Below are 8,606 nucleotides of genomic sequence, written 5' to 3'. Positions count from 1 at the left end.
TTTGGTTGTTTTTTGAGTAAACAAGGCTGTATTTGAAGAAATTCATCCGCAAGGATTTGTGTTTGGCTTTTTTCTTGCCAGTTTAAAGGCCGAATATCGATATATTCGCAATAACCACTTTCTCCTTCAAAATCTTGATTGCGAAAGCGCGCCCGATATCGAAAACTTCCTGCATATCCCGCCCCAACTCCAAATTTAAAATCGCCACGACTTTGCGCTTTCATTTCAAAAATAGCGTGTCCATTTTCTTCTATATACCAAGAAAATTCTCGAGGAAGATACATTTGGCGACGATTTGGAGTAGTTATTTTTGGAAAAACCCGATGAACATGAAAGTAAACTTTTTTATCGGCAAATAGTTTTTCCCCATTTATACAGCGCAAATAAAACTTGGAAAAAATAATCTGATTCCATTGATTACGTACCTGGCTCAGAATCACTTGTACGGTTTCATTCAGATTAATGACTTGATGGGTATAAAATGCCAAAGGTAAATAAGGAATATTTGCAGCGCGAGCATAGTCAAAGCTTCCCATTCCGCTAATTTCATAATGTTGGTTTTGGTATTTTAGACGTCCTTCGCAGTGGCACAAAATTGACCAATGCTCCAATAAATTCCATTTTAATGGAACAAAGTGGGTAATATTTTGTGTTGTTTGAATTTTAAGATCTAATTCTAGTTCATGATCTCTGCGTTGGATTTCAAAATTTGGAAAAAATCCATTGAACTGATCGATTTGATCAAATTTGTAGTGACAAGGATCAATTTTACACTGCTGATTGAGTCGATAGTTTTTAAGATATCCAGTCTGATGTGGGCTGATTGCCACCATCACGCTCGCTGTATTTGATGCTTTATCTTGGATAAGACTCGGATTATAAAATAGCGGAATTTTAGGTTGACCGATTAAGGTAATTACATTCAGAAAATGAAGTGGTGCAGGCAGATTCGGTAAGATCAGCCCATGATAAACGACTTTGAACCGTCCTTTTGGCGGATGGTAAGACAATAAAGAAGTTGGACTGAGTTTGAGGTTCAGGCGCGTAGACTGTTCTAGCGAACTCATCAACATTTGCATACCGAACCTCACTCATGAGTATTATGTCTTTATAATATGGCTTTGTTTTCGTGCGAACAAGGTGGTCACAAAACCTGATATCGCATAAATAATAGATACAATTAGAATTCCCATTGGAATGTTGTAAGTAATTGCAGCAAAAATCAAAACTACAGGCAACATCACCACAAATGGCACACGTTTACGATCCATTTGTTTAAAAGAATAATATTTAATGTTAGAGATCATCAATATAGCTACAATCACCATATAAATAGCGTAAGCGATTTGAACTTTGACATCACGAATATCAAATACAAAAGGATAATCTCGGCTAACCCAAATCAGGGTAATCACTAATATCGCAGCTAATGGACTGGCAATTCCAATAAAGTAGCGTTTATCAACCACACCAATTTGCACATTGAAACGTGCTAAGCGAAAAGCTGCGCAGGCCGTATAAATAAAACAGCAAGCCAAACCAATACGCCCCAAATCATGTAAGCTCCAGCTATACATTAAAATTGCAGGTGCAACACCAAAAGCCAACAAGTCAGATAATGAGTCGTATTGCTCACCAAACGCACTTTGCGCACCAATTGCTCGCGCGACACGACCATCTAACCCATCTAGCAAAGCGGCAAGAAAAATTGCATAAATAGCTTGTAAAAACTCACCATTCATACTGGCTGTAATCGAATAAAAACCTGAAAGCAAGGCAGCCGTCGTGATCAAATTTGGCCACAAATAAATACCACGACGTTTAACTTTCTGGCCTTCCTGTGTCTGTTCTTCTTCAACCACCTCAAAGGTAATGCCATCAAAAGGATGATCATTCTGAGTTGAATCGTTGTTTGGCTTTTGTATGTTTGTCATTGTTGTTAATCTCAATATGCTTTGAACGGCGAGTTTATTCACCTACAAGCCAACGAACTGCGGCATGTCCACCATTTTCCTGCATTCGCAAATGTGGAAATAACCATTGTAAAGCCTGATCGGCATCTTCAGAAAATTGCCATGGTGGATTAATTACCAATAAACCACAACCATTTAAACCCACTGGCGTATCATCAGGCCAAACACAAATTTCACAAATAAGCTGACGGCGAATGCCCGTTTTGATCATTTTCTTTTCAAAGCGCTCAATCATCGGGCGATCCTTAATTGGATACCACACAGCAAAAACCCCTGTCGGCCATTTTTTATAGGCATTTTGTAGGAGTTCAACCAATTGTGGAAAATCCTTACGTTCTAACTCGTAAGGTGGATCGATCATGACCAGACCACGCTTTTCTTTTGGAGGAATGACACCCAACAAACCTTCATAAGCGTCACGCTCATGCAAGCCCATACGTTTATCTCGAATATTATGGCGTAGTTGCTGAAAGACATCGCGCTGCATTTCAAAAACTGTCGCCTTATCAATCTCACGCATGGCCTGTAACGCAAACCACGGCGATCCAGGATAAGTTCCTTTGCCTTGTTCCGCGCGAATATTTTCAACAAGTTTTAAGTATTGTTGTACGCCTTCTGGAGCCTGACGTTTTTCCATATCACCCAGTTGAACCAGACGATGAATACCTGTTAAAAATTCACCTGATTTCTGTGCAGGCGCAAGAGATAAATCATATTTTCCCGCACCACCATGCGTATCAATATAACGATAAGGCTTATCTTTCGCGTTTAAGCGCGTTAATAGTTGAAGCAAAAGCACATGCTTCATGACATCAGCAAAGTTGCCCGCATGGAAATGGTGACGGTAATTCATTTTTACATTTATTCCTCAGATTAAGGTGTATTTTAACATGAAAAAAAGCAGTTACGTGTGGATCAGTTGTTTTAGAATAGCTAAAGCACATGCTTAACTGTTTTTTTGATGTGTTTATTAGATTATTTAGAGGCAATATGCAGCAAATTTTTGAGTCTATTCAGCATGACATCGAACAAATTCTGGATGATTTAGACCAGCAGGGTTTTGCCATTATCAATCAAATACATCCCGAACGTTTCATGACTGAACTGCTCGGAGAATGTCTTTCTCATTTAAACCAGTTCCGTGAAGCTGCTATTCAAAATGGTGTGGTCAGCAAAATTCGTAGTGATCACATCCTTTGGATAGACGACAAATTGATCATTGCACAACGGCATATAGACTTACTTGAGAATTTTTCAAAGCTATTTAATCAGACTTTTTTTCTTGGAATACAAACTGTTGAAGCACATTTTGCTTGCTATAACTCAGGGGAATTTTATGCGTTACATCGCGATAATCCTCAGAAAAAAAACGACCGTATGATTTCAATAGTATATTATTTGCATCCAGAATGGCAGGCAGATTGGGGCGGTCAACTACGCTTACAAGATAAAAATGAACAATGGCATATCATTGAGCCTGAACCTAATCGTATGGTGATCTTTCAAAGTGATTTATTACACGAAGTATTGAGTTCCAAACGCCAGAGACTTTCAATTACGGCATGGCTACGCAGTGGCAATTCTATATGGTCGTCTGAATAATTCATCCGCACTAGATTAAAGTTGCAACACTGCGTTTCAACATTACCTACTTTTAAAATGATGAAATAGCCTCATATAATGACGATAAACCAAGAGGATGACCCACATGCTAGATACAAGCAAAATGATTGTTGAGCGCATCGGTGAGACAGATCAACGCTACCTTGCCGCCAATACACCTGAACTTGCACTGGAACGTGGGGATTTACGATTACAACTGGTTGAGATCAGTCGTAACCGTCAAGAACGTGTGCATTTTTTACATGAAGCGATTGCAATCTTAGAGACATCACGTATTGAATTCGATGAGATCCCCATGTCGCTTTACATTGACTTATCTTTGCAATTGGCTAAAGCCTACATGATGTACTATGAGCTAAACCACGAGGTGAAATTTGCGACGATTACCCAGCAAATTTTAAAACCTTTGGCGCATTTACAGCATGGCGATGTGTTGTTTTTTCTGGCTTATGCTTCCTCAGTTAAAGCAGAATATGCACTGACTCGCCATTGGCTAGAAAAATACACTCAGTGTGCTGAGTTTGATCTGGAGTTGATGCAATATCATTCCGCTTTTGCTGCATTGCATCAACACGACTGGTTTAAAACGCTGATTCGTTCAAAAAAACATTAAATTTAATTATGGATCCTAAAGCCTAGGCTTTAGGATTACTATCGATATGGAGCTGTTGATTGAGTTCATCTATGACAATCGCCCAGTCATCATCTTTATCAATATGGCTTTGTAAAAATTGGCGTTGACCTTCACTCCAAAATTCTGCTTCATGCAATTCAACATCTGCCGATAACTGATGTCCTTTAATGAATTGATCTATCGCGTTTTCACTGGCATCCAATCCAAGCTGCTCAAACAGTAATTCTAAAGTGGGTTGTTGTTCAAACATTGTTATTCTCCATCAATCAACATTGACCTAAGTTAATCTTCACGTTAACCACAATGCAGAGTTTTGTCATCTGAATCTACTTAATTTTCTTGTTATTTTTTTTAAATCATCATGCTGTAGTGAATCTGCCAATAAAAAAAGCACTCCATGAAGAAGTGCCTTTTTACGACTAAAAATCGGTTTTAATTATTTCAACATGTCTGCAATTGCAGCACGTTCTTCTTCAAGTTCTTGAAGTGTTTTGTCCATACGCTCACGGCTGAATTCGTCAATTTCAAGACCTTCAACACGTTTGTATTCGCCATTTTCACAAGTCACAGGCACACCATACATCACGCCTTCTGGGATACCATAAGAACCGTCAGAAGGAATACCCATAGTCACCCATTCGCCATTTGTACCCAAAGCCCAATCACGCATATGGTCGATTGCAGCATTTGCAGCAGAAGCAGCAGAAGACAAACCACGCGCTTCGATGATCGCAGCGCCACGTTTACCAACAGTTGGAAGGAATACTTTAGCATTCCAGTCAGCATCATTGATTTTGTCTTTTAAGTTTACGCCATTTGCAGTTGCAAAACGGTAGTCCGCATACATGGTTGGAGAATGGTTACCCCAAACTGTAAGGTTTTTAATGTCAGCTACAGCAACGCCTGCTTTTTGCGCAATTTGAGTCAAAGCACGGTTGTGGTCAAGACGCAACATTGCAGTAAAGTTTTTCGCTGGAAGATCCGGAGCAGATTTCATCGCGATGTAAGCATTGGTATTTGCAGGGTTACCGACAACCAAAACTTTTACGTCACGGCTCGCCACTTCATTAAGTGCTTGACCTTGACCAATGAAGATTTCACCGTTTACTTTCAACAAGTCAGCACGCTCCATACCAGGACCACGTGGACGAGAACCGACTAACAATGCATAGTCTGCATCTTTAAATGCAACTTTAGGATCATCAGTACCGATCATGCCAGCCAACAATGGGAAAGCACAGTCGTCAAGTTCCATCATTACGCCTTTAAGCGCTTGTTGAGCTTTCTCAACTGGGATTTCAAGCAATTGCAAAATCACTGGTTGATCTTTGCCTAACATCTCACCGCTTGCGATACGGAATAACAAGCTATAACCAATTTGACCTGCAGCGCCAGTAACGGCAACACGAACGGGTTGCTTCATGTAATTATCTCCAATTGAGGATCGTTAAGATGATTAAACAGCCACGCCATTTAATCTAATAATCATAAACGGCAAAGATTGTACTCCAAACCAGCAACAGATGCATTTAAAAGAGAATGAATTTCAACAAAAGTCTGATAGAAAATACAAATCAACTGCGACCAAGTGATTAGTAACTACCTTTAATTGTGAACTCATTTGGACAATTGGAAACTACATGGCTGGAGCACTGTTTATATGTTCCATTGACCTGATAACAGACCTGAACTTCAGTCAGAATTAGCTCTGAACGTGAGGCTTGGCAACTAAAACGAATGCCGTTGGCAGGTAAAGTTGGATTAAGACGGATAAATTGCTGTTGTAGGTTATTTTTCTGAATTTCTTTATTTACTCCACTGGTAAGGTCAGCTGGAATTTTTAAGCGTTCTGCATAATTAATAATCATGCGAAAATACTGACTAGCAGACATGGGAATACAACCGCCTATACTACGCCACAATTGTGCACGAGCATTTTCATCAGGCATGACGCGTGCCACAACTTTAGCTTGTAAAGGTGACAAAGTCGGAGGAGATGTGGTCTCACAACTTGGATGTGTGGTTTCGGGCAGTAATCCTGTAATGGTTAAAGAATACCCCTCCAAACACTTACGCTGTTTTTGCCGAGCAGAGTCCAGTGCACACACCGCAGGTGTCATCTGGACTTGCATGACATAACCTTGTAAGCGTGGTGCTTCGGCATGTAAGTTTGGAGCAAATAAATAAAAATTTACCCATAGCACACATCCCGTCAACCATGAAAAATAATGGTCTCTAAAATTTTTCTTCTTCATCGAACTAAAAACTTAACCGTTATCATAAAAAGCCAACTCTTATTTTAAGGTGTACTGCGAACAGGAATCGGAAGCATTCGTTGCTCAATTGATTGAGGTCCCCGCCCCAATAGAACACCATAGTGAGCAGCATTGGTCATCACATTTTTAACATAATCCCGAGTCTCAAGTAACGGAATACTTTCTGTATATTGATCTGCTGCCAATGGCTGAAAATCTGGCTGCCAACGACGCGCACGGTTTGGCCCTGCGTTATAACCTGCGGTTGCCAGTACTGGATTACTGCTTAACTGCCCTTGAATCATGGACAAATAAAATGTCCCATAACGCACATTGGTATTCATATCACTCAGTGCAGCAGGGTTATAGGTTTCCCCCATTTGTCTGGCTACAAGTTTTGCTGTATCTGGCATAATTTGCATGAGCCCACCAGCTCCAACATGCGAACGTGCAGAGGTTACAAAGCGACTTTCCTGACGCATCAACCCATAAGCCCACGCAGGATCAATTCCTGCATTTTGACTATGATTCACGACCGTAACTTTATGGGGCATCACATAACGATAGGAATAATTATGTTTATTGACAGTACGATCCGCTGCATAAATTGCACGATCATACCAGCCCATCTCATTTGCACGTTGTGCAGCAGCTAGCAATAATCCATCATCCTGTTTCAAATACGCTTGCCGTACTGCCCAGTTCCATTCACGATTAACGTAATTATCAGGTGCATTGACATTGCGCAAAGTAAAAGCACGTCGAAAATGAATATCTTGACTTAATCGTTGTAAATCATTATTGGTGGCTTGTGTATATGCAGGAATATCATTGTATTTTTGCCCCAAATGATCACGGGCTAGTAGATTATGATAGTCATCACCAGATCGGGCCAGTTTTTGATAAATCTGCTGAGCCTGCTGTTTCGCCTGACGATCAGTACGTTGTTCTAAAGCACGTGCTAACCAATATTGCCATCGATCTTCCTGCTTTTGACTCACCGACATGCCATCGATGGCACGAATCACGCTTTCCCACGAACCAAATCGAACGGCTTGACGAGCGTAGACTTCTGCCTCTTCTGGACTTAAAGGATAGCCATAACTTAAATCAAAGCTATTTAAAACTTCGCGATTAAAGTTATTTTTCATCACTGTGGTACCGCCGATATACCCAACCGTACGATATAAATATTTTTGAACATCAGACGGCGTGCCTTCAGCTACACGCTTTACATTGGACAAAGCAGAGGTTAAATCACTATCTGCCAAACGACCTAAAGCAAAGATCAAATAAGCATAATCCGCCTGTGAAGCTTTAGGGGCAGACCATAAATAGTTCAACGGATTGGACTGAATCTGATTCAACTGTGCCAGTGACAGACTAATGCCTAAAGTTTGTGCGGTAGATAAAGCGAGCCCAGACTGCCCTGCTCGCAACTGTCCCCAAAGGCGTTGTTGTTTATCTTGCGCAGACATTAATGGACTAGATTGCATCATGCGTCCCAGTCCATTACATGAGTCTGGCTGCGTATTAGTGGTGAGCCAGACATCTTTATATTCGGCAAAAACAAGCGGATCACCCGAACTTGCGCGAACTTGTGCGACAGCACAGCTTTCGGCACGGTCTGGGTTGGTGACATAAGGCAGTAGAGGCTGTGCACCAGCTAAATCCCCTTGCTTGACTTTTTCTTCGACATAATCAGCCGATAGTTTTTCAGCCATCGCAGAGTTGGGGTAACGTCTGGCAAAATTGATAATGGAGGCGGAAGGCTGCAAACCCAAGTCGTTATTAAGCTTCCAGTATTCTGGATAATAGCCTAAAACATCATTTTGCATGGAAAACTGGTATTGATCTAACGTGGTTAAATCACCCGCATTGGCTGCACGTAATGCATCGTTAAATTGTTCTTCAGCAGCAAAAACCACAGAACCCGTAAGTGATGTCAAAATACTTATAGCACTGGTATAGATCCATTTATTTTTTAAAAAAATTGCCACTGAAAATTTACTCTTTTTTTTCCATGCCATAGATGCTTTTTTAAACCCCAACAACCTTTGCGGCCTGCTAGTGTAATTATTCTTTACGCTTACTACTGTTGTGTTATGTAACCCGCTGATT

9 protein-coding genes are annotated in these 8,606 nt (G+C 40.6%); 2 read left to right on the top strand and 7 right to left on the bottom strand.

Annotated elements, in window-relative coordinates:
- From A7A69_RS16505 to A7A69_RS16495, 3 genes are all read right to left on the bottom strand, one after another.
- Positions 1 to 1,079, bottom strand: a 1,079-nt coding sequence (locus tag A7A69_RS16505; RefSeq protein WP_152878636.1) for a DUF6670 family protein, incomplete at its 3' end; no start/stop codon positions are given.
- A 21-nt stretch (positions 1,080 to 1,100) separates the two neighbouring features.
- Entirely contained in the window at positions 1,101 to 1,934 is an 834-nt protein-coding gene (gene pssA, locus A7A69_RS16500) for a CDP-diacylglycerol--serine O-phosphatidyltransferase (protein WP_120370417.1), read from the bottom strand.
- A 34-nt stretch (positions 1,935 to 1,968) separates the two neighbouring features.
- Positions 1,969 to 2,826, bottom strand: a complete 858-nt coding sequence (locus A7A69_RS16495) for a 23S rRNA (adenine(2030)-N(6))-methyltransferase RlmJ (RefSeq protein WP_120370418.1) — start codon at positions 2,824 to 2,826, stop codon at positions 1,969 to 1,971.
- A gap of 137 nt (positions 2,827 to 2,963) precedes the next feature.
- Here A7A69_RS16495 and A7A69_RS16490 point away from each other — a divergent pair, with 137 nt between their 5' ends.
- Positions 2,964 to 3,575 carry a 2OG-Fe(II) oxygenase gene (locus A7A69_RS16490; protein ID WP_152878635.1) on the top strand — a complete coding sequence of 204 codons (612 nt, stop codon included), beginning with the start codon at positions 2,964 to 2,966 and terminating at the stop codon, positions 3,573 to 3,575.
- 106 nt (positions 3,576 to 3,681) lie between these two features.
- On the top strand, positions 3,682 to 4,209 hold the full coding sequence (locus A7A69_RS16485; RefSeq protein ID WP_152878634.1) for a hypothetical protein: 528 nt from the start codon (positions 3,682 to 3,684) through the stop codon (positions 4,207 to 4,209).
- Between the two features lie 22 nt (positions 4,210 to 4,231).
- Here the strand turns inward: A7A69_RS16485 and A7A69_RS16480 are convergent, their stop codons facing one another.
- The 4 genes from A7A69_RS16480 to A7A69_RS16465 form a co-directional block, all read right to left on the bottom strand.
- The gene (locus A7A69_RS16480) at positions 4,232 to 4,480 is read right to left on the bottom strand and encodes a DUF2789 family protein (RefSeq protein ID WP_151981278.1); all 249 of its coding nucleotides are present in this window, start codon (positions 4,478 to 4,480) and stop codon (positions 4,232 to 4,234) included.
- 186 nt (positions 4,481 to 4,666) lie between these two features.
- Positions 4,667 to 5,653, bottom strand: a complete 987-nt coding sequence (locus tag A7A69_RS16475) for a malate dehydrogenase (protein ID WP_152878633.1) — start codon at positions 5,651 to 5,653, stop codon at positions 4,667 to 4,669.
- A 169-nt stretch (positions 5,654 to 5,822) separates the two neighbouring features.
- Positions 5,823 to 6,485, bottom strand: a complete 663-nt coding sequence (locus A7A69_RS16470; RefSeq protein WP_152878632.1) for a ribonuclease T2 family protein — start codon at positions 6,483 to 6,485, stop codon at positions 5,823 to 5,825.
- 44 nt (positions 6,486 to 6,529) lie between these two features.
- The gene (locus A7A69_RS16465; protein ID WP_152878631.1) at positions 6,530 to 8,515 is read right to left on the bottom strand and encodes a lytic transglycosylase domain-containing protein; all 1,986 of its coding nucleotides are present in this window, start codon (positions 8,513 to 8,515) and stop codon (positions 6,530 to 6,532) included.
- Between the last annotated feature and the right edge of the window lie 91 nt (positions 8,516 to 8,606).

The sequence above is a fragment of the Acinetobacter guerrae genome, assembly GCF_009372255.1.
In the GTDB taxonomy this organism is placed as follows: domain Bacteria; phylum Pseudomonadota; class Gammaproteobacteria; order Pseudomonadales; family Moraxellaceae; genus Acinetobacter; species Acinetobacter guerrae.
The sequence above is the reverse complement of the archived record's forward strand: the minus strand, read 5'-3'. Positions and strand labels throughout refer to the sequence as shown.